This is a genomic window from Mesorhizobium sp. M1348 (assembly GCF_040317925.1).
Taxonomy (GTDB): domain Bacteria; phylum Pseudomonadota; class Alphaproteobacteria; order Rhizobiales; family Rhizobiaceae; genus Mesorhizobium.
The window spans coordinates 170,616-190,976 of record NZ_JAMYLH010000009.1; the positions used below are offsets into that span (position 1 = coordinate 170,616).

The 20,361-nt window shown below is 59.9% G+C and carries 21 protein-coding genes and 1 pseudogene; 14 read left to right on the forward strand and 8 right to left on the reverse strand.

Going from position 1 to position 20,361, the window contains the following annotated elements:
* Positions 1–9 precede the first annotated feature (9 nt).
* The 5 genes and pseudogenes from NKH13_RS17830 to NKH13_RS17850 all read left to right on the forward strand — a co-directional run.
* Positions 10–288, forward strand: a pseudogene (locus NKH13_RS17830) (AtaL-like protein); the annotation flags it as partial.
* A gap of 314 nt (positions 289–602) precedes the next feature.
* Positions 603–1,052: a hypothetical protein gene (locus NKH13_RS17835; RefSeq protein ID WP_352721015.1), complete on the forward strand. Its 450-nt coding sequence runs from the start codon at positions 603–605 to the stop codon at positions 1,050–1,052.
* A 173-nt stretch (positions 1,053–1,225) separates the two neighbouring features.
* Positions 1,226–1,402 (forward strand): hypothetical protein, encoded by a 177-nt coding sequence (locus NKH13_RS17840; protein ID WP_352721013.1) that lies wholly within the window; start codon positions 1,226–1,228, stop codon positions 1,400–1,402.
* 4 nt (positions 1,403–1,406) lie between these two features.
* The gene (locus tag NKH13_RS17845) at positions 1,407–1,649 is read left to right on the forward strand and encodes a DUF982 domain-containing protein (RefSeq protein WP_352468750.1); all 243 of its coding nucleotides are present in this window, start codon (positions 1,407–1,409) and stop codon (positions 1,647–1,649) included.
* A gap of 165 nt (positions 1,650–1,814) precedes the next feature.
* Positions 1,815–2,060, forward strand: coding sequence for a DUF982 domain-containing protein (locus NKH13_RS17850; protein ID WP_352721011.1), 246 nt, complete (start codon positions 1,815–1,817; stop codon positions 2,058–2,060).
* On the opposite strand, the gene NKH13_RS17855 is transcribed toward NKH13_RS17850, so the two are convergent.
* Positions 1,994–2,365 carry a hypothetical protein gene (locus NKH13_RS17855; protein ID WP_352913420.1) on the reverse strand — a complete coding sequence of 124 codons (372 nt, stop codon included), beginning with the start codon at positions 2,363–2,365 and terminating at the stop codon, positions 1,994–1,996. The two genes, NKH13_RS17850 and NKH13_RS17855, sit on opposite strands and share 67 nt — an antisense overlap.
* Before the next feature lie 182 nt (positions 2,366–2,547).
* On the opposite strand from NKH13_RS17855, the gene NKH13_RS17860 reads away from it, so the two are divergent.
* A complete protein-coding gene (locus tag NKH13_RS17860; protein WP_352913367.1) occupies positions 2,548–3,093 on the forward strand; it encodes a hypothetical protein in 546 nt (181 codons plus the stop codon).
* 630 nt (positions 3,094–3,723) lie between these two features.
* Here the strand turns inward: NKH13_RS17860 and NKH13_RS17865 are convergent.
* On the reverse strand, positions 3,724–4,818 hold the full coding sequence (locus NKH13_RS17865; RefSeq protein WP_352913369.1) for an alkene reductase: 1,095 nt from the start codon (positions 4,816–4,818) through the stop codon (positions 3,724–3,726).
* Positions 4,819–4,878: 60 nt separating this feature from the next.
* Complete coding sequence (locus NKH13_RS17870; protein ID WP_352913370.1) at positions 4,879–5,667, reverse strand: SDR family NAD(P)-dependent oxidoreductase; 789 nt, start codon at positions 5,665–5,667, stop codon at positions 4,879–4,881.
* Positions 5,668–5,777: 110 nt separating this feature from the next.
* Here NKH13_RS17870 and NKH13_RS17875 point away from each other — a divergent pair, with 110 nt between their 5' ends.
* The 4 genes from NKH13_RS17875 (at position 5,778) to NKH13_RS17890 (ending at position 9,269) form a co-directional block, all read left to right on the forward strand.
* On the forward strand, positions 5,778–6,341 hold the full coding sequence (locus NKH13_RS17875; protein WP_352913372.1) for a TetR/AcrR family transcriptional regulator: 564 nt from the start codon (positions 5,778–5,780) through the stop codon (positions 6,339–6,341).
* A 749-nt stretch (positions 6,342–7,090) separates the two neighbouring features.
* A complete protein-coding gene (locus NKH13_RS17880; RefSeq protein ID WP_352913373.1) occupies positions 7,091–8,446 on the forward strand; it encodes a selenium-binding family protein in 1,356 nt (451 codons plus the stop codon).
* Positions 8,443–8,583, forward strand: a complete 141-nt coding sequence (locus tag NKH13_RS17885) for a 2Fe-2S iron-sulfur cluster-binding protein (RefSeq protein WP_352913375.1) — start codon at positions 8,443–8,445, stop codon at positions 8,581–8,583. The genes NKH13_RS17880 and NKH13_RS17885 overlap by 4 nt, the downstream gene beginning before the upstream one ends.
* Positions 8,584–8,819: 236 nt before the next feature.
* Positions 8,820–9,269, forward strand: a complete 450-nt coding sequence (locus tag NKH13_RS17890) for a CoA-binding protein (RefSeq protein ID WP_352913417.1) — start codon at positions 8,820–8,822, stop codon at positions 9,267–9,269.
* 54 nt (positions 9,270–9,323) lie between these two features.
* On the opposite strand, the gene NKH13_RS17895 is transcribed toward NKH13_RS17890, so the two are convergent.
* Positions 9,324–10,556 (reverse strand): NAD(P)-binding domain-containing protein, encoded by a 1,233-nt coding sequence (locus NKH13_RS17895; protein WP_352913377.1) that lies wholly within the window; start codon positions 10,554–10,556, stop codon positions 9,324–9,326.
* Positions 10,557–10,615: 59 nt separating this feature from the next.
* On the reverse strand, positions 10,616–11,173 hold the full coding sequence (locus tag NKH13_RS17900; RefSeq protein ID WP_095205037.1) for an OsmC family protein: 558 nt from the start codon (positions 11,171–11,173) through the stop codon (positions 10,616–10,618).
* A gap of 723 nt (positions 11,174–11,896) precedes the next feature.
* Between NKH13_RS17900 and NKH13_RS17905 the strand changes: the two genes are divergently transcribed.
* Positions 11,897–12,178: a hypothetical protein gene (locus tag NKH13_RS17905; RefSeq protein WP_352913379.1), complete on the forward strand. Its 282-nt coding sequence runs from the start codon at positions 11,897–11,899 to the stop codon at positions 12,176–12,178.
* A gap of 556 nt (positions 12,179–12,734) precedes the next feature.
* Positions 12,735–15,626 carry a class I SAM-dependent DNA methyltransferase gene (locus NKH13_RS17910; protein ID WP_352913381.1) on the forward strand — a complete coding sequence of 964 codons (2,892 nt, stop codon included), beginning with the start codon at positions 12,735–12,737 and terminating at the stop codon, positions 15,624–15,626.
* 7 nt (positions 15,627–15,633) lie between these two features.
* Here the strand turns inward: NKH13_RS17910 and NKH13_RS17915 are convergent, their stop codons facing one another.
* Together NKH13_RS17915 and NKH13_RS17920 are read right to left on the reverse strand one after the other, a co-directional pair.
* Complete coding sequence (locus tag NKH13_RS17915; RefSeq protein WP_352913383.1) at positions 15,634–16,332, reverse strand: hypothetical protein; 699 nt, start codon at positions 16,330–16,332, stop codon at positions 15,634–15,636.
* Positions 16,333–16,485: 153 nt separating this feature from the next.
* Complete coding sequence (locus tag NKH13_RS17920) at positions 16,486–17,796, reverse strand: hypothetical protein (RefSeq protein WP_352913384.1); 1,311 nt, start codon at positions 17,794–17,796, stop codon at positions 16,486–16,488.
* 673 nt (positions 17,797–18,469) lie between these two features.
* Between NKH13_RS17920 and NKH13_RS17925 the strand changes: the two genes are divergently transcribed.
* On the forward strand, positions 18,470–18,910 hold the full coding sequence (locus NKH13_RS17925) for a thermonuclease family protein (RefSeq protein ID WP_352913419.1): 441 nt from the start codon (positions 18,470–18,472) through the stop codon (positions 18,908–18,910).
* 12 nt (positions 18,911–18,922) lie between these two features.
* Here the strand turns inward: NKH13_RS17925 and NKH13_RS17930 are convergent, their stop codons facing one another.
* Positions 18,923–19,555: a recombinase family protein gene (locus NKH13_RS17930; protein WP_352913385.1), complete on the reverse strand. Its 633-nt coding sequence runs from the start codon at positions 19,553–19,555 to the stop codon at positions 18,923–18,925.
* A 197-nt stretch (positions 19,556–19,752) separates the two neighbouring features.
* Between NKH13_RS17930 and NKH13_RS17935 the strand changes: the two genes are divergently transcribed.
* The gene (locus tag NKH13_RS17935) at positions 19,753–20,268 is read left to right on the forward strand and encodes a hypothetical protein (protein ID WP_352913387.1); all 516 of its coding nucleotides are present in this window, start codon (positions 19,753–19,755) and stop codon (positions 20,266–20,268) included.
* Positions 20,269–20,361 lie beyond the last annotated feature (93 nt).

Consider the following 20,361-nt stretch of genomic DNA (forward strand, 5'->3'; position numbering starts at 1 on the left):
AGACACATCATGATTTACTCGACAGCTACCGTTCCTGTGAATCCCGGAGGCGAGACCAAGCTGACCCGTGCGCAGATATGGCAGGGCCTGGAACTGAAGGCGCGCGATGCCCGCCTGTTCCTGCCCGCAGGCCTCTGCACCCGTTGCGACGTCGTGGAGGAGGGCGCGACCCACTTCGTGCGCGAAGCTACGATCGCCGGTGCTGATCTGCGCGAGATCGTAACGCTCGAGTCGGAAAGCAAGGTCACCTTCTTCCAGGCGACCGGTCCACGCGAAGGCGCGGAAATCGCCTTCATAGCTAGTGGCCGGGTTATTCACATCAGAAAGTTGCGCCAACGGCAAATTGCAACCAGCTGGTGAGCGAGCTGCTTCATAGGCACAGACGACAACGCAAAGCCAGTCCGTCAAACAATCAGCCCGATACCCTCTCCAGCACCCTCGAAACCTGCTTCGCTGTCCATCGGCCGCCGCGTGACGCTGAATAGCGGCGAACCCAAAGGCTCCCCAACGCAACGTACCCCGACTACGCGCGTTCTAGTGAATGGGAGGGCGGCATAGCCGATCTGACGGGGGTGGCCTGATGACAAATCGGAGCAACAGGGATGGCAAAGTTTAAAGAAGCCCTTGAGCGCGGGAAGGAAGCTCGCCGTCAGCAGGAGGAGCCCGTCGGCGGCGCGGCGATGGGGAAGCGAGATGCCCCCATGGCGGACTTCAGCGAGCAAGCAAAGGCTTGGCTAAAGGACGTCGTGATTGCATCGCTGGAGGCGGCCAAGGCTGACGTGGCAGGCGAGGTGGCTGTCGACATAGACACCGCGCCACGCCGGCAGGTCAAAGCTTTAACCCCGTCGATTCGTTTCCAGATCTACAGTAAGCGAGAATTGGAGAAGGCGCCTAGAAGAACCTTTACGGTCAACGTTAAGGTGAGCGGGGCGGTGTCCGTATCTTCGCCGGGGATGGTGACGAAAGATGTGGGAAACATAGGGGATAGGTCCGACCTACGGGTCCGCACCTTAATAGCCGAACTGATCGAGGACGCTGCCAAGGGTACATAGCAAGGCTGTGCCCACCGGCGCCGTAAGGGAAACGGAGGGGGGTACGGGGGTTCCTCGCGCGAGCCAGTTATCCGATCACCCCCTCGGGTTTTTGTACCAAACATTCCCCGCCCTCTAAGGAACAAATCCGCTCGCGAGGGGGGTTCGGCCCTATTAAGCATGTAGGCCTGAACGTGGTCGAAATCGATAAAGCCAGACAGGAAGTTGTTGCCGAAGTTGTGCGGCGGTGGATCACTTCAGAGGTAATCCGCAATTACCTTCGCGCCATGCTAAATCTGCCTGTAGAACAGGAGCTGCCGGCTGAGCAAAGGCATTTGCTGCAGGAACTTGATCGGGCCGACAAAGAGTGACTGCATGGCGCTCCATTGGTTCTCCCCGCCGGTCCCTGTAAGGACCGAGGGTAGCGGTTCGACGCGCAAGGTCAGCAACGCTGAAGCAGCCGCTGAGGAACTCTTGAAGTGGACCAACCATGGCCTTCAGTGGGACCTCGCGGTGCGCGTTTGCATCGCCGTGATTTCCGACCAGATGGAACCCGAGGAGGCCCGCAAGGCATTCCTGGCTGCCGCTAAGGAGCAGGGGACGTTAGTCCCTCCATAAGGTGGAGGCCCGCCGCTCGTGAGAAAGGCGACGGACCCAGCAGGCGGCTGCATCCACGAAGAATCGACCGCCGCGATTTCTAAACTACAAAGCGCCTGCGTTGTTCCATTATTGCGGACTACAACTGGGTTGGTCGGCAGGCTCGTCCCGCTCTAGATTCCCCTCATGGCAACCCATTGGTTCGTCCCTCCTGTGTTCGTAAGGACTGCGTCCGGTGATAGGCATGGCTGCAACAATGCGAGGGCAGCCCTTGAGCAGCTAAAGACGTGGACCCGGAGAGGACCTTGCTGGCACAAGGCGGTGACCCTCTGCCTGTCGGCTGTGGAGGGCGATCCGATTGACCCTCATCTGATACGAAAGGCATTTGAGGCTGCCGCTAAGGAGGCCAAGATGTATCTCTCCCCTGAGTAGTAGGTGTCATGGCGACCCATTGGTTCTCCCCTCCGGTCAACGTCAAGACCGTAAGCATCCGGTAGGGACCGCGGCGTGCCGGATTTGAGGGGACAACTAGCTGTCGCCTGGTCTCGAATGATTTCGCGAAGGGCCTCGATGCCGAAGTCGCTAAAGGCAGGGGTTGCGATTCCATCGATATCGTAGACCCACAACTTACCATCCTCAGGCTCGAGCTGGTCCGACAGGTCCCACAGCGGGTCTTCATCCTGGCCCAGGATTTGGGCGACGCGCCGGATCATGAAGACGTGGGCGATCACCGCCATGGTTCAGGCGGCTGCCGCTTGCTGATCGGGCTTTCTCCATTCCCAATTGAAGCGCGTAGACGACACGAACTATCATCATCCGGTGTTGCAACCGGTACGAGTTTGCGACAGACTCAGTCCCAACAAGCCGGTCATCTGATGGACATCGCTCGAGCTCTATGGCACCAAGCAAGGGGAATGCGATGCGTGCATATTGGTTGATGCGCATTGCCGCGCTTGCTCTCAATGCCGCGCCGGCGGCAGGGGAACCTTCGGTCGAGCGAGGACTCTACATCTCCATCATCGGCGGCTGCCACGATTGCCACACCGAAGGATATAGCGAAAGTGGCGGCAAGATCGATCCGGCCAAGGCTCTCAAGGGAAATGCACTCGGCTTTCAGGGACCGTGGGGAACCAGCTATGCGGCAAACCTACGGCTGACGGCCGTCGACCTCACAGCCGACGGCTTCGTTTCATATCTTCGAGGCCTTGAGACTTATCCACCGATGCCAAGGTATAATGTACGGGCGATGACCGATGAGGACAAGAAGTCGCTCTATCTCTATATCCGCACGCTCGGTGACGCAGGCGAGCGAGCGCCGGCTTTCGTGCCGCCTGGCGACAGGGTCCATACGCCCTATATCGTCCTCGCCCCGCCCTTGTCGCCGCCCGCCTGCACACGCGATTTCGATTGCGGTGTAGGAGAAGTCTGCGATCCCGGCGGCTCCGGGCAGTGCATGAAGAGATAACGCTCAGACCAGCTGACCGCCATCGCGCACTGGCGTTCGCTGGCGACCAGCTCTACTTCGCCATCCAGGTTCGGGGAGCAGAGCGTCAACTTCCGACATGAACTTACCGATCTAGCATTGCAGGAAACTGACCACTGCTGCCACCGGCCGGCCTTTCTCAAGACCCAACGACCTGGGTCACCTAAGTGCGGAATCGCGTGGTCAAGGTGTACGTCCGTCACCCGCAGGCCCGACACCTCAGCGAGGCGGCAGCCGGTGCCATTCAGAATTGTCCAAATGTGTTGAAGGTCCGCCTTGGCATGGTACGAGATGCGGGCGGTTATGGCGGTGACCTCGTCCAATGTGAAAGGACGGCGCTTGTCCTTGTCGGGCTCGGCCTTATCCTTCGACGCGGCCTCCAAATTCATGAAGGGATTGGTGACGCCAGATAGGTCAAAGTCTCTTATGGCGTGGTTGATGATCGCGCGAACTACGTTCAAGTAGCGATCTACCGAAGACGCTTTGCGACCGTCAAGCATGTGATCGCGGAAGCAGATGCCGTACTTGCCAACGCCCGCCTCCAGTTGGAGAGCCACTATCGCAGACAGCGCATAAGGGTCGGGGCCGCACCAAAGTGCGGCGCCGAAGGGATCAGTGGCCGCTTGCGGCTGCGATGGCGGGATAATCCGTATAGCCCGCGGCGCCCCCGCCATAGATCGTAGCCGGGTCGACGGCCGCCAGCGGTGCGCGGGTCTCAAGCCTCTCCACAAGGTCGGGATTGGCGATGAAGGGGCGGCCGAAGGCGAACAGGTCGGCCTTGTTCTCGGCCAGCCGCGACGTCGCGAGGTCGAGGTCATAGCCGTTGTTGGCGATATAGGTGTTGTTGAAGCGCCGGCGGAGCGATCCGAAGTCGAACGGTACGACATCGCGCGGCCCGGCCGTGGCGCCCTCGACGACATGAATGTAGACGATGCCCAAGGCATCGATTTGATCGACGATATAGTCGAACTGTGCCTGAGCATCACTGCTCGAAACGCCATTGGCGGGCGATACGGGCGAGATCCGGATTCCGGTGCGCGCGGCGCCGATCTCCTCGACCACCGCAGTCGCAACCTCCAGCATCAGACGGGCGCGGTTCTCGACCGAGCCGCCATAAGCATCAGTGCGGACATTGGCGCCGTCTTTTGCGAACTGGTCCAGCAGATAGCCGTTGGCACCGTGAATCTCGACGCCATCGAAACCGGCCTCAATGGCGTTAGCTGCCGCTTGCCGGAAGTCGTTCACGATCCCAGAAACCTCTTCGAACTCCAGCGCGCGGGGCTCCGAGACGTCGACGAAGCCATTGTTGACGAACGTCTTGGTCTGGGCCCGGATCGCCGACGGGACAACCGGCGCCGCCCCGTTCTCCTGTAGGTCGACGTGCGAGACGCGGCCGACATGCCAGAGCTGCAGGAAAATCCGCCCGCCCTTGGCGTGCACGGCGGTCGTGACCTTGCGCCAGCCGTCGATCTGAGCCTGGGAGTAGATGCCTGGCGTGTCCTGGTAACCTGGTCCCTGCTGCGAGATCTGCGTGGCCTCGGAAATCAGCAGGCCGGCCGACGCACGCTGGCCGTAATACTCCGCGGCGAGATCGCCTGGAACGAAGCCCGGGCCAGCGCGATTGCGCGTCAGGGGCGCCATCACAATACGATTGGAGAGGGTTAGCGAGCCGAGAGTATAGGGCTCAAACAGCGTTTTGCTCGTCATAGGTCACCTTTGTTTGTCCCCGCTGCGGCGGGGTCGTTATCGAAATGGCTTCGTTGGTGCTCAGGCGACCTTGCGGTACCGCTCGGCGGGATGTTCGTTCCGATAGTTTGGAAGCATGGCCTGGCGCGCGGCCTGAAGCGCGTCCCACTGCCCGGCATCGGGAAGCGGCGGGATGGTCACCGGTTCGCGGCGGTCGAATCCGACCAGCGCCGCGTCAACCAGATCGTCCACCTCCATAACGTTGGAAAGCGTGTTGACGTCGGCGCCGACGTGTTCCCAGATCTCCGTTCGCGTCGTGGCGGGAAGCACGGCCTGGACGTAGACACCCTTCGGCGCGAGCTCGAGGCTGAGTCCCTGCGACAGAAACAGCACGAAGGCTTTGGTTGCGCCGTAGACCGTCATGCCGAACTCCGGCGCCAGGCCAACCACGGAGCCGATGTTGACGATCGCGCCTTCGCCCGCCGCCGCAAGGCGCGGGGCGATGGCACTGGCAAGTCGCAGGAGTGCGGTCGTGTTGAGCGCTACGAGCCGTGTAACGTCATCCGTGCTCTGCTCGATGAAGCTTCCGCCGATGGCCGTTCCGGCATTGTTGACGAGGATCCCGATGCGAGCGTCGTCGCGCAGCCTCGTCTCCACCGTTGCAAGATCGGTGGGCTGCGTGAGATCAGCCTGGACGATGTCGATCGCCACGCCGGTCTCCTGACGCAGGCGCGCCGACAGCGCCTCCATTCGTGCCGTGTCGCGGGCAACCAGCACGAGGTCGTGGCCGCGGCGCGCAAAGCGATCGGCATAGGAAGCTCCGATGCCGGTGGAGGCGCCGGTGATGAGGACTGACGGAATGGCGGTCATGGGATTGCTCTTTTCTCTGCAGGAACTTATATTCATGACGGTCATCATGATTGCCGATAAATATGATGACCATCATGTAAATGTCAACGGAGCCGGCGGAGAATTTTGAAATGAAGGTCAGTCGAGAGCAGATGGCGGAGAACCGTCGCCGGATTCTGGAGGTTGCCAGCCGGCTGTTTCGCGACAAGGGGTTCGATGCGGTCAGCGTGGCGGAGGTGATGAAGGCCGCCGGGCTAACCCATGGCGGTTTCTATGGTCACTTCAACTCGAAAGACGACCTGATTGCGCAGACGCTTGCCCATGTCCTCGCCGCGGACACAGGCGGAGGGCGCGGTCTTCGCGCTTATGTGGATGACTATCTTTCACCCCGGCATCGCGACAACTGCGCCGGTGGTTGCCCGACGGCGGGCCTTGCCGCGGCCATCCGCCATCAAACCCCGGCAGCGCGCTCGGCCATGACCGAAGGTCTTCGATCGCAGATCGACCGTATTGGCAAGGCGTTCCCTGAGCTGGATGCGGCAGACAGGCGCCGCGCGGCGATCGGAAGCTTTGCGGCGATGGTGGGGGCAGTGATCCTCGCCCGGGCGATTGACGACCCAGCGTTTTCCGATGAGGTGCTGGAACAGACACGTTCCTGGGTTGATGCCGGGATCAACCAAGTGTCAGCTATTTAGCCCCGGCCGACCTGTTGTGCTGATTTGTGAGACGGGACTTGTTCCCGACGGAGCCGCTTGTTCCTCGGCCAGCGTCGCAGTCTGGGCGGGCTTCGGCTGGTTCTAGCGCGCCTTAGCGTACAATGAGCGCTGGCCCCCCGGGACCGACGAAGCAGCGAAATACAAGTTCGCCATAGCGCTCCGCCGAGACGCGCCACAGCCGCATCAAATGCGAAAACGTGATCGTGACCGCGCAAAAGCACTAGGCCTTGCAGGTGGGCGGCCGCCATCGCTTCGGGATCGCGCCGTTGCTCTGGCGCAAGAGCGCGGCGAGGTGCGGACCCGCGATCTCATCAACATCGGCATCCCACGGTGCTATCTCTCCCAGTTGTGCGAGGAATGGCTGCTCGTGAAGGTCGGCTATGGCCGGTATTGAGCCACTGCGTTGAAGGCGGCCTGACCTTCAGGCCGGGCCGAATGCGCCATAGGATCGCGCCGCTTCGATGACCTCCCAATCCGGCCTTCGCGGAGGGCGTCGATTGGGCGCGGGTTACGGCCGCCCTCGTGCCGTCCATCGCCCCACCAATGTTCCGCCGGGATAAGCAACTCGCGTTGGACGGTCCCGTGGACGCTCTGTCCCCGAGTTGGAGTCACAGTGCGCGCGCTTGACCAGGCACCCCGGCCATAGCGCTAATGCCAAGCATGCACTAACATTCCAGCTTGACCCCCGTTGGGGCTGGCCAGTGATCTGTTCAAATTGGGAAGTACCCATGACCAATCATTGCTGTGGACCGGGCTATGCTTCTCCAGCAGAGGCGATGAGGGCACCTCGCGAAAAGCTGCTCTATACGATTGCCATCTACACTGGCACGGGCATTCAGAAGCCGGACTATTTGTGTACCATTGATGTCGACCCGGAGAGTTCGACCTACAGCCAAGTGATTTCACGTTTGCAAATGCCGGGTATTGGCGATGAGCTTCATCACATGGGCTGGAATGCCTGTTCGTCCTGCCATGGCGATGCGAGCATGGAGCGCAAGTATCTGATTGTGCCGGGTGTGCGCTCGACCAATCTGCATATTGTCGATTGCGGGACCGATCCCCGCAATCCGACACTGTTCAAGGTCATAGACGGCGCTGAAATCAAAACCAGGACCAACTTGTCGGCGCCGCACACAGTGCATTGCCTCGGCTCGGACATCATCATTTCCATGCTTGGCGACGCTCAAGGCAATGCCCCAGGCGGCTATTTGCAACTCAACAAGGAGTTCGAGATTGTCGGCCGTTGGGAAAACTCCATGGGCAGCATCAAGTTTGGTTATGATTTCTGGTACCAGCCGCGACATAACGTAATGGTCAGCTCGGAGTGGGCCGCGCCCAATACCTTCATGCCTGGTTTTGACCTGGAGGAGGTTGGCCATCTGAAATATGGCCGAGAGATCCATTTCTGGGATTTTGAGAAGAAGGAGCCAAAGCAAACATTCTATCTCGGTGAGGATGGCTTGCTCCCACTCGAAGTGCGATTCCATCACAATCCCGACAGCAGTCACGGCTTTGTTGGCGCGGCCCTTTCTGCAAACATCATCCATTGGTGGAAAGATGCGGCGGGTGATTGGCAATGGGAAAAAATTGTCGATGTTGGCAATGAGCCGCATCCCGAATGGCCGATCCCGATACCGGGCGTGATCTCGGTCATTCTGCTCAGTATTGATGATAGATACCTCTATCTCTGTAACTGGTTGCATGGCGACATCCGCCAATATGACATCTCGGACCCGCACAACGCCAAGCTCACCGGACAAGTGTGGATGGGCGGACTTCTCGGCCGTGCGCCTGAGGTCAATGGCGTGAAAGTGACTGGTGGGCCTCAGATGATACAGCTCAGCCTCGACGGCAAGCGCCTTTATGTGACGACCTCGCTCTTCTCGACCTGGGACAATCAGTTCTATCCGGAAATCCGCACCAATGGCGGATGCATGCTGATGGTCAATTGCGATACGGAAAACGGCGGCTTGGAAATTGATCCGCGATTTGTCGTCGATTTTGGCAAGGAACCAAATGGACCAAGCCGCTGCCACGAAACCCGTTATCCCGGCGGTGATTGCACGAGTGACATCTGGGTATGACCAGCTTCACCATCACCCTCGCCAACCAAGGCGGTGCGGCTTTTGACGTCGATCACCGCAAGCCCCTCTTGCAAAGCTTGCGCGAGCAGGGCGTGGACCTGCCCTATGGTTGCAAGTATGGCGGCTGCATAACCTGAGCGGCCAAGATAATCAGCGGCAAAGTCAGTCAAAAGGCCCAGCGGGCGCTGAACAACCGCCAGATCAACAATGGCTATATAATCCTCTGCGTTGCCCGCCCTATGAGCGACTGCACGTTGGAGGTCGGCGTTGAAAGCCACGACAAGCTCTATCGCAACCCCTTCCTAGATCCCTTGGCCGCACATGAATTGAAAGCCGATATTGCGACCCCATTGGAAGCAAAGAAATGACCCATATGAATCATGATGAGCCCTATTCGGAGGCTTATCTGCAAGACATTCTCAAGTCGGTCAAAACCATCGCGATGGTGGGGGCCAGCCCCGACAAGACCAAGTTTTCCTATGGTGTTCTCAGGGTTCTGCACGAAACCGGCTATGACATGATCCCGGTCAATCCCAGTCCCGGTCTGGATGAAATTCGAGGGCTCAAGGTGTACGCGTCACTGGCGGCCATCGACCGGCCTGTGGATATGGTTGAGGTTTTTCGCCGCTCCGAAGACCTGTTGGAAGTTGCACAGGAAGCCATCGCAATTGGTGCCAAGGTTCTGTGGAGTCAGATTGGGGTGCGCGATGACACCGCCGCCCTGTTGGCGGAGGAAGCGGGCTTGAAAGTTGTGATGAACCGCTGTCCCAAGATTGAGTTGTTCCGCCCCTTCTGGAAGCCGAAGTTGCACTTGGGAATATGATTGCAGGGTCACGGAATTCGGCGTTGTCGCGGTAGCTGACCTGTTACCTTGGCCTTAGACGTTGATTGATTTTTGCCTGAGGTAAGATGCCAGATGGTCGCTGAGATCACGCGCGTCGTCGCCGGCGCCGTCGATCAGCGCAGACTTGCGGCGGCGCAGAAACTGCATCCCCATCAGGTACATGCCCGGATGTTCCGCAACGCCGCCGTCGTGACGGACGTGGCCTTTGCGGTCGAGGACCGGCAACTCCAGCCAGGAGTAGTCTGGCCGGTAGCCGGTGGCCCAGATGATCGTCCTGATCGCACCTCCGGTAAGGTCGAGGCCGAGCGGCGGGTTGTCCTCAACACGGGTCGGCGGCAGGCGATCCGGCGGCCCGACCGTAGCGTCAAGGCCGTTGGCGCGCGCCCATTCGTCGATGAGGTCGAGCAGCCGGGCCATCTTGAGATCGGAAAGCGCGCACATGTTGCGCAACGACCCCGCAAACTGGGCCTTGCCGTCTTCGGTGATGCCAGCGAGACGGCCAACGAGTCTGACGCCGAGGTCGACCAGCGCATTGAGGTCGAGGGTGGTGCGGTCGGGGGTGCCGGCAAGCTGCAGCGAAGGAACCCGTCGTGCCCGTCTGATGTCGTCTACCTCGTCGTAGCGCTCGTCGAGCACGCCGGCCGCGTCCATCCACCACTCCAGGTCCTTGCCGCGATAGACGCGCGGCGCCCGGATGTGCTCGCCCACCGACAGGGTCACTTGACGCCCCGAACGCTGCAGCTCCTGTGCGATCTGGGTGCCGCTCGACGAGGCACCCACCACCATCACGCCGCCGTCGGCGACCTGAGCCGGATTGCGGTAGGACTGTGCCGTCAGCATGGCGACCGACGGCGGCACGCGGACGGCCAAATCGGGCAGGCGTGCGATGTTGCACGCGCCCGACGCCAGCACGACAGTTCGGCAGCGCCACTCGCCGCGGTCCGTGCGCACGAGATATCCCGCCCCGTCGCTGCGAACCGAGGTAACGGTCGTATGTGTTCTGACTGGAGCCGCGATCGCCTTGGCATAATTCCCGAGGAAGTCGATCACTTCAGGCATCGTCCGGTAGCCGTCGGGGTCGTCGCCATCGTAGCGGAAGCCCGGCAGCCGGCTCTGCCAGTTCGGGGTGAGCAGCCGCAACGAATCCCATCGCTCGGTGCGCCAGGTATGGGCGATCTCGCCGCGCTCCAGCAGCACATGGTCGATAGAGCGCTCCGCGAGGCAGCGGCTCATCGCGAGCCCCGCGTGCCCTGCGCCGACGATCACTGTGGTGACGGACCTAATCGCGCCCTCTCATCAGGAGAGTCTACGGCTCGAAGCGCCTTTCAATTCACCACGACCGTGACGTTCGTCGGATTGGTGACAATGTCATAGACAGCTGACCGCTTCTGCGACTGAGCGACGAGAGCCTCGATGTCCTCGGGCTTGGCGTCGGCGTCGATATTGTACTTCACCGTGATGCCGCTGAAGCCGTTGCGGACGTCGCTGTCGATGCCGAGTATGCCCGCTATATCCATGTCGCCTTCGATGGTCGCCTTCACCGACTTCAACTGGATGTTCCGGTTCTGGGCAACCGCGGCGATGCCGGCGGTCAGGCAACTCGCCAGCCCGACCAGCACGTATTCGACAGGCGTGGCGCCCTGATCCAGGGAAGCGAAGACCTCCGGATGGTCGGCATCGAATGCGAAGGTGGTCTTGCGATGCTGGTCCTGGCCGAGACCGTAGAAGCTTTCGACCGTCGAGTGGCTGTGGGTGCCATCCTTCCATTCGCAGGCCGCGCGCCACTTGAACTGCGCGGCCTCCGGGGCGTTGGTAAGCGCTTCTTTTGCGGCGAGCAGCGCCTCTACGTTAACGCCGTTGTTTGCCTGTACTTCGGAAGCCATAATTATCCTCCCTACCTTGCACTGGCTTAAAACCCGACCGATCCCACTGACCTCCTGATCAGATTTCACCAGGGGATGGCATGCTATGGGTAGCGAAGCGTTTCTTCAAGTTGTTTCCGTCGGGGATATGGTCGCCCCTTCGTGCACCGAGTTGCCCCTTGCAGGCTAAGGGTTGCCTGCGTGTCTGTCGGCGTTGGTTCCGCAGCCTGGTGCCAGGCCATAGGCATCGCGATGCAGTTCTTGAAGGTCGCCGGCAAGCTAGCGGACTGCATTTCCGCAGGGCGATCTTCCTGGCGTTGCGAACAGCTGGTTCGCCGCTGTTAACGGGCATTCAGAAGCTGTGAAATCAATTTCGGCTGCTGGCGCGACCACGACCTCCAGCGCGGTCAACTGCAATGTCTGCTTCCGGGCGGAGGCAAAGTTCGCCTCTATGGCCGACATGAGGCGCAAGGCGGACCTGCCCGATGTTTCATGTGCGAACGCCTGAGACGCGAGCGCCGCCATTAACCATCGATTAACTATCCGGTCGCCTTTAATTCAATTTTGCAGCATACTGATTTGGGTAGCGAGGTTGCTCAAGGAGACTGGAACAAGAGGGTAATTCTCCTGTTCGCGCACTTGTCCCTTCACTCGTGCGCGACAGTCGAAATTGTAAAAAGAAACGACGGAACACCGTCGTCTCATGGGGAGGCGCCAGCATCATGTTTGATGAGGAGCGCCTGAATGAAGATCGAAGACGCAGTTACGGCTGTGACGTCAGAACCGAGCACGCTCATGTCTTGCCTCGGCCAGCCCGTTGTCGCCTACCACGTCATGGAAATCATGAGAGAGACAGACCTGGCCCACGCCCGCGAGATGCAGCACGCGCTGATGCGACGAAGCATCGAGGCTCTTGTCGATGATGGCCTGGAAGGCGTCGCCGCCGAACATTTCGCATCCCAGTTCGACGGCCGCGTCGGCCTGACTTGGAGACTCCTACACGCATCCGACGGCGTGGCGCATTGATCACGACCAGAGCGGTCTTGGTCAAGCTCTGGCAAGATCAGCTTCGAGGCGCGAAGCCGATGATCGGCGAAGCCGCCGATCGTCGGTATTTCCGCATGGCTGCCGCCGATCTTGAGATTGCGGCTTGCAAGGAATAGGCATGGGCGGGCGAGGCCGATATTCTACGCTTGGATTCGTCGGTCCTCGACGCTCTGCCACTCTGGAAGCTGGACTACGAGATCGAAGCGTAGGGAAAAATCGCACGCCGGGGTGCAAAATCGCGACTTGGCGTAGAAAAGGCGGTGGCTCCCCGGGCCGGACAAGTTTGATAAATCGAACCGGGTACAAAAATGCCAGAAAAGTCTTTATTTACAATCGCTTGTGGCGACCTCTTCCACAAAGCATCTACCGCCTTGGTGTATCTCAAGGGGTAGCAGCGGTGTATCTCTCAGTCAAGCTCGGTTTTGCCACTCTCCAAGCGGCAATGCATAGCCAGAGTTTGGTCTCTTGATGGTGCCTGAACAACCCCTATGATGGCTCTCGCTGGTCCCTCCAGCGTAGGGGAGGCCACCACAGCATGACGCCGCAAACCTTCATCGCCAAGTGGCAGAACTCTCAGTTGAAGGAGCGGGCAGCCGCCCAGGAACACTTCCTCGATCTTTGCCATATGCTCGGGGAACCCACGCCCGCCGACGCGGACCCGACAGGCCAAGACTATGGCTTTGAGGTCGGCGCTTCCAAGACAACGGGCGGCAATGGGTTCGCTGACGTCTTCAAGCGCAACCACTTCGGATGGGAATACAAGGGCACCAAGGCCAATCTCGACACCGCGTTTGCGCAACTTCAACGGTACGCGGTCGCGCTGGACAACCCGCCTCTGCTCATAGTGTCGGACATTGGCACCACAATCCGTATTCACACCAACTGGACAAACTCCGTTTCCAAGACCTACGCAATCGCCATTTCCGATCTTGGCGACGCCGAAAAACGAGGTTGGCTGAAGTCGGCCCTGTCTGATCCCGAGGCTCTGCGTCCAAAGAAGACCCGCCAAGAGCTGACTGAAGAGGTTGCTGCGGAGTTCGCACAACTTGCCCGTTCTTTGCGGGATCGCGGTCATGTGCCGGAACAGGTGGCCCATTTCATCAATAGGCTGGTCTTCTGCATGTTCGCGGAAGATGTGAAGCTCCTTCCAGAAACGATCTTCACCCGGATGCTGGAACAGGCTCTGGAAGACCCGACCGAGTTCGAACGCTTTGCCCGTGACCTGTTCGTGGCGATGAGGTCCGGTGGTCGGGTCGGCTTTGAGAAGGTTGCGTGGTTCAACGGTGGCCTGTTCGACGACGACCTTGCATTTGCCCTGACCAAGCAAGAAATCAAGCTGGTACACCGGGCAGCCTCCCAATATTGGGGAGACATCGACCCCTCCATTCTCGGCACTCTGTTCGAACGCGGTCTTGACCCGGATAAGCGCAGCCAACTGGGCGCGCACTACACCGACCGTGACAAGATCATGATGATCATCAACCCAGTGATCGTCGACCCGCTAACTGCCGAATGGCAGAAGGCCAAGGCCGAAATCTCGGGTCTAATGGCGAAGGCGACGTCATCCAAAGGCAGCATCGCGACACGCGCCCAAAACCAAGCTCAAAGCGTACTAGAGCGACACCTGAAGCGGCTTGCGGAATACCGTGTGCTCGATCCTGCGTGCGGCTCAGGGAACTTCCTTTACCTCGCGCTAAGGGCGCTGAAGGACCTCGAACACAGGGCTCAGGTGGAAGCAGAGGCGATGGGGCTGCCGCGCCGGTTTCCGCAGATTGGCCCCGAGGTGGTCAAGGGCATTGAGCTAAATCCCTATGCGGCGGAGCTTGCCCGCGTTTCGGTTTGGATTGGGGAGATACAGTGGATGCTCAAGAATGGCTTCGCAGCCAGCCAGAACCCTGTCTTGAAGCCGCTCGACAACATCGAGTGCCGGGATGCCTTGCTCACGTGGGTTCCTGGTGATGCTGACGGTACGGGACAATGGATGGAAGCCATGTGGCCCGAGGTCGATGCGATCATAGGAAACCCGCCTTTCCTCGGCGGTAAGATCATGCGCTCCGAATTGGGGGACAGCGCCGTGGCCAGCCTGTTCGCAACCTATCGTGGTCGCGTTCCGCCCGAGGCTGATCTTGTCCTCTACTGGGTAGAGAAAGCCGCGACTGCAATTCGCCACAAGCCCTCCACCCGAGCTGGGCTTGTTACCACGAACTCCATACGCGGCGGAGCGAACCGCAGGGTCATGGAAGCCATCGCGGAGAACATGAGCATCATCTCAGCTTGGGATGATGAACCTTGGACCGTAGATGGGGCGGCAGTTAGGGTTTCCTTGGTCGTGCTCGGGTCGCTGAACGAGGATGAGGTTCCGCATCTGGACGGACGGCCTGTTGCCAAGATCAACTCGGACCTCACTGCCACTGATTTCGATTTGACGAAGGCACGTCGTCTTCAGCAGAACGCTGGAGTTGCCTTCCAAGGGCCTGTGAAGATCGGCTCTTTCGAAATCAGTGGAGATTTTGCACGTGAGCTATTGACCATGCCCACCAACCCAGACGGCTCTCGCAACGCTGACGTAATCCGCCCATGGGTAAATGGAATTGATATTGTACGGCGAAGACGGGACATGTGGATAATCGACTTCCACGAACGGGCCGAGCCAGACGCCTCTGTCTATGAGGGTCCGTTCGAACACGTCCGAGCTATCGTCAAGCCATCTCGAGATACCAATCGTAGGGATCGTAGGCGGCTAAACTGGTGGATGCATGGGGAAACCGTACCGGGGCTGAAAGGACGTATGGCGGGGCTTGATAGAGCCATCGTCACCCCCCGTGTTTCGAAGCATCGCATATTCGTGTGGATTTCGTCTGACACCTTGCCGGACAGCGCCGTTGTCGCCATTGCCCGCAACGATGACACCATATTCGGCATACTCCATTCGCGTTTCCACGAGCTGTGGTCGCTGCGAATGGGCACATGGCTTGGGGTTGGTAATGATCCTCGTTACACACCTACGAGTACCTTCGAAACGTTCCCTTTCCCTGAGGGGCTGGCGCCCCAAAGGACTGCTGATCAATACGACCTAAGCGCTGTGGCCATCTCGGCAGCCGCCAAACGGCTCAACGAGTTGCGCGAGAATTGGCTGAACCCGGCGGATCTTGTCAGGAGAGAGCCGGAAGTTGTGCCCGGCTACCCCGACCGACTGGTTCCAGTGGATGAGAATGCTGCCGCGATACTCAGCAAGCGCACCCTAACGAACCTTTACAACGAACGACCGTCATGGCTTCAGCACGCCCATAAGGCTTTGGATGACGCCGTGGCGGCGGCCTATGGATGGCCGGCCAACTTGTCCGATGACGAGGTTCTGGCCCGCCTGTTCGCGCTCAATCAAGAGCGGGCTTCCGCTCAGGTCGACCAGACCCTGACCAAACCTTAAAGGGGGGTCAGGCGGGGAGTGGCTGCAACGAGTGAACAAGCGGCAGGCTGGAGTGCTGAATAAGAAGTTCACAAGCCAGTTCAACGTCGCGACCGACGTGACGCAGGACGCGACCCCTCGACCTAGGATAGGCGTGCAACTCTTTTGCGCCGCTTCCGCTTCCCCATTGCTTGTGCGTTCCTGACGACATCTTGTGAACCAGCTTCGCAGTTTGGACGCGCTTGAACTCTGCCTTTGTTTCTGCCTGGGGATCGTCGCGGATAATCATCTCGACAGCGAGCGCGGCCGCGACGACGCGACAGGGGTCTATCTTCGCCTTGCGTAGCCTCGCCCAAGCTGCTCGGGCACGATCGTCAGGTGACAGCCCGCGAAGCCTGAACGCCTCCACATGAGGCCCAGCGGCCCTGTACAACGTCTCCACGCGCTCGATGGCATTCGTGACCCATAAGTTGTCCGCGTTCGCCTCAAGCCAAGCGAGGGCAGCCTTGCGATACGGCGTGATCTCCTTGGCGGTGTAGGATCGTTTGTACGCGCTGCCGTGACGGGCAAGGTGGTCCGAGTGCGAGCGACAGAACCGGGTGTCCAGACCGTCTTCTGTGGCCGCACGGGCAGGCTTACCGCAGCCCACAACGCGGCAGCGTGTGAACATATGGCTTGGCTCAGCAGCTCTGGCTTTGACCTCGTTCTTGCGCTCTCGCTTCTTCATCCAATTCGTCAATCTCGGGTCCCTCTTAGGTGTTCCTTGGGTCTCCCCTTAAGGGGACCAAGCAGTGGGGTGAACGGCTACCTGAGCAGGAAGAGAGGTAACCTATCATGTAGATGAGGGTTGATAGGACCTGATACAGGGACGAAGTCCCCTTCAGTCTTCAACCGTAACAGTGCCCTCAACATGGGCATGAGCTTTGAACACAGTGAGCATGACCTCCTTGGTTACAGACACCTTGGAGCATTGAACCATCACCGCGTCATGGATCGGCAGAGCGACAATCCCCTTGGCGCGAAGGTCAAGGAGAACATCAACAAGAATGCTGCTCTCAATGAACTGAGCGTCGTGGCCAAGACCCTTGTGGAAATGATCTTTGATTAAAGGGTGCTTGGCTTCGATGGCGTCGACCACCTCGCTGATCCTGTCTGTCTTGCGGAACAGCTTGCGGGTGTCCTTGGGGAACCTGTCGAGACGTCGCTCGGCAAAGATCATAGCGCTCATCACTTTCTTGATGCCATCTCTCTGCTGGTTGTATCCGTGCATCTGATAGAGGTCGCCGGGGGCGGGGAGGTGGCCTGCCATGCCATAGAGGATGCGGGCGCCCACCTGACCGAAGTCCAACTCCACGGCCTTCTCTCCCGCGATCTTGAGCCCTTGCCGCCGCTCGTGCTTCCGCAGCTGCTGCCAGAAGCCACCGAACATCCTGCCGCCACTGGCGAACCGCGCCTGGGTGAAGATGCGATGCAACCGTCTGTCGTGGATGTCGATTGACGTATGCGGCCAAGGAATACCCACGGGATCATATCGCAGGTCGGCCGCCGCCAACCATTGGTTGATCGTATCAAGCTCGTAGCGATAACGCTCTGTGGTAAGAGTGTCGGAGTACTGCTCAAGCCCCCCTTCATCCCAATAGTCGTCAGCGTCCTTCAGTCGTTTGAGAATGATCGTCTCACTGTGGGGATGTTCGTCGAGGTCGTCCGTATCAACGTCGCCATCATCCATTCGCGACAGCAGGGTCGGACCCGGTCGGATAACCGTCGATTTGGAAGCCCCAGCTATCGGAGCGGCTTTGTCCTGACGAACGTAGCCCAGCTCAGGCTTGGCGAGGAGGTCCAGTATGCGCGGAAAGACTTTGCTGTAGGCTCGGGGCCTGTACCGGCTCTTCGTTCCCAAGACCCTGTTGGAACGAGTGACATAAATCCCCTCGGAATGATCCACGAGATGATGATGCATCAGGTCTGAGAGGATCGCATCTACGGTGAGGTCGAAGGTTTCTTGGTCTGCCGCTCGACGCTTGTTCCTCGTCAGCCCTGAACGATGCTCGTAGTTCAGAAGCAACCGGGTGGCTTCCGCGACGATGCACTTGGTGTTCTCCGCCGAAGCGAACCTATAGGCATTGAAACGCCGATCGCGTACGTCATCTTCGTCATCTAAGGTCGCGGCAATCGAGGCGATCTGGTCCAACTGCAATCTTCCAATTCTTCAAAATAGCCACCCCGCTCCCACGTCCACACAGAGGGCCTCAGGCGGGCATAAGGTTGGGCAGAGGGAAAGGGGCTCGGCAGCGCCTCGCGGTTCTCAGAGGGCGCCTACGGCTGCCTGTCACTGGTTGCCGAAGCCAGCGAGATACCGCAAGTCAGGCGGCAGCGACAGGGGCAAAAGCGCGCGGTCTGTGCCTCTCCCCGGTGAAATGATAAGGTGGGCTTCGACCTCATTTGCCAGAGGCAACTCGGCGAGGTCTGTCTTGTGAGGCCGGGGGGCATTCACTGTGGAACCCGAGGAGTTGAAAGTCCGCATCGAGATTGCGCTGGCTGGCGGTCGCCTCAGCCAATGGCAAAGACAATTTCTCGTCGACATTCACGCCCGTCTTGTGAAGTACGGCCCCGAAACGCGCCTGACCGACAAGCAGCGCGCCAAGCTCTTTGAGGCCATCGGCTACGCACCACCAGTCAGCCAGGCACCGCCGCAGCCACACTCTACCGGCTCTCGGTCGACCCAGTGGAGGCCGCGCCGCCGTCGGAGCCCACTTGCGCGTGAGGCCCGCTATCTGGCCGGTCGATTTGCCAGAGCCTTTGGCTTCGCACTGGCAGTAGTCGTGGGGGGCCTGATCTACTCTTACGTTACCGGAGCCAGCCACATGCCTTCTTCAAGCGGTTGGGCCTCCGGGTCACCAGACACCGAAACCACCACAGCCACGCTGTTGACGAGGAGCCAGTTCACGATCACGGACGGTGACACCATTCGGCTTATCGGTGCCGCGAAAGGGACCCGGCTGGTCGGCTTCAATGCGCCCGAAAGCATCGAGCCAAGGTGCGAAGCGGAGGGAGACCTTGGGCGCAAGGCGAAAGCACGCCTCAGAGAGTTGGTTGCCACTGCAAGGCTGGAGCTAAAGATGATCCCGTGTTCTTGCCCGCCGGGCACTGAGGGCACCGGCAAGTGCAACTACGGGCGAAGTTGCGGCTCACTCTTTGCCGATGGCCAAGATGTGGGCGACGTATTGGTGTCAGAGGGGCTGGCCGTCCGGTTCGCCTGCGGCTCTACAAGCTGTCCGCCAACGCCCCGCCCTTGGTGCGGATAAGACGCCTTCACCTCACCCTCCGGCGGTGTCGGCTCCTTCGAGGCGCTTCGCCAGCTTTGCGAGCGTGGAGCGCGAACAGTTGGTGGCTCGCACAATGGTGTTCCAGCTCTGGCCCTTCCGCAGCAGTCCAATGATGGCCTCGTTGCGTTCAGCATCCTCTGGCCGACCCTTCATGCGCCCCTCGGCCTTCGCCTTGGCGATCCCCTGAGCCTGCCTGCGGCGTCGGTCGTCATAATCCTTGCGGGCGATGGCGGCGAGCATGTCGAGCAGCATCCCATTGATCGCGTCGAACATCCGCCCGGTGAAGGCGTCCTCGGTCTTCAGCATCATGTGCGAGGTCGGCAAGTCTAGTGCCACGACCTTGATCTCTCGGTCCTTGATCTCCCGCTTGAGCTGGTCCCAGTCCTTGTCCGACAGGCGGCTCAGGCGGTCGACCTGTTCGGTGAGCAAGATGTCGCCCGGTTTGCTGTCCCTGAGCAGCCGGAACAGCTCTGGCCTGTGCAGCGAAGCCCCGCTCTCGTTCTCCTCGTAGGTGGCAGCGATGGTCAATCCCCGCTCTCGGCAGAACGCCTCAAGATCACCCCGCGCGCGCCCTGCGTCCTGTTCCTTGGTCGAGGCCCTTAGGTAGGCTCGGATGAAAGTCATTGTGGCGCTCCAGTTCGATTTGACTGGTTCGCTAATAGATGGTTCGGTTTGACTGGTCAAGCGCTATTTATCGAACCAGTTTCGACCCGGTTCGGAAAGGGCACACCATTGCGAACTGGCCTGTGCAAAGACAGTCCGTTGCTGATAGATGGTTTCGATTGTTGGCGCAGACCAACGCCCGGCTGAGCGGAGAACGCATGATCGAGAAACCAGACCGGGAGCGACAGCTTGTCGTTCAGATCGTGAAGGGGGCAACTCTCGAACAAACCGACGCGCTCCGTACATGGGCGCTGAAGCTCCTCGAAATCCGTAAGTCGGGTTTGCCGGCGCGAACGAAGGCCAGACAAGCCATCGCTGTAACCGTGCAGGGCAAAGTCGTGGGACCGATGCTCAAGAATGCTCTCCGGGGAGCGAAGAGCCTTGGGTGGGACAACAGAACCATGGCCCAGCGCCTTGGGCTTGGTGCGGCCGCAGTTGGGGTAACTGTGTTCGGTGGTCAGAGTGCGGGAATTGTCGCTCTCGGGATGGGCGTCGGGGTGCCCCTCTGGGCGGTGCTGGGGGCCGGGTCCATGTTCGCAACGTACCTGTATGAAGAACTTGCCCATGCCCCGTCGACGGCCAAGAGTGGAGCTACCTATACGGTCATAGATGCCGAGAATGAGGACGGGCCGACGCCCTCGGGAAAGAGACCGCCCCAAACACCGGCAGGATAGACGCTGGGGCAACCAAAGGGGGCACGGGGGTCTTCGCGCGAGCCAGTTATCCGATCCCCCGCTCAGAAATTTCTACCAAACATTTCGCCCTTT